Genomic DNA, 759 nt, shown 5'->3' on the forward strand with positions numbered 1-759 from the left:
GGCTAGGATCAGCGGACTATCGGCCGACGGAAACTCGCGCGCTTTCAGATGCGATGGGAACCAGGAGTCCCAGCCGGGATCGATAATGTAATCCCCACGGTCGCGACGCGCAGCCCCGTATCTATCGACACGCAGCTGTTGCATCCGCGTCCAGACCTTGGTGGCGGAGGTGGTCGAAACCTTGTAGATCGGCAGTTGCAGAACGCGGGAGAGTACCGCGAGCCCCTCACAGGCACCGGCATAGATCGCACGGGTATGCGGCCCGGCTTGCCACCTGACCTTGAACTCAGGGCTCGCAAACCGGTCGGTCGGCGCGGGCTCGAAATCGCGCCCGCCAATTCGAGCCCAGTCCGAATTGATCAGAAGCCGACGCGTCGCGCGCGGTACGACGACCGGGGGTTGAAGGCGCGTGACGGCGACCTTATTGGCCTTCTCCAGATCGCGGACACGAACGATAAGCTTTTCTATAGTACTCGCCATGCTGGAAACGCTGGAGGACGACGAGGACTCCAAGGAACGAGCCTGGCTCCAGTCGAATAAGGTATTGTTGAACATTTCCGTGTAACTTCTGCTATTTTCTGTTTCTGGGATTCTACGAGTGGATATCCCACTTCCCCTCTTCATTGAAATTTGATCTCTTCGCCTCCAAGGCATCCGCCTTCGGCGAAAGCCCTGTCTCCCTACAACGGAGGGTCTGCTCGACTACCTTGGGCGCTACGGCTCCGACATTCACAGGTTCGATCCGTCAGGGATCAGAAC

General features: G+C 58.6%; 1 protein-coding gene. It reads right to left on the reverse strand.

Annotation, left to right across the window (positions count from 1 at the left end; all coding sequences use genetic code 11):
• The coding region (locus AC1DVA_RS28890; RefSeq protein ID WP_476808205.1) for a hypothetical protein at positions 1-555 on the reverse strand (555 nt) is incomplete at its 3' end.
• Positions 556-759: the final 204 nt, after the last annotated feature.

This window comes from Allobosea sp. P4_C6 (assembly GCF_056402015.1).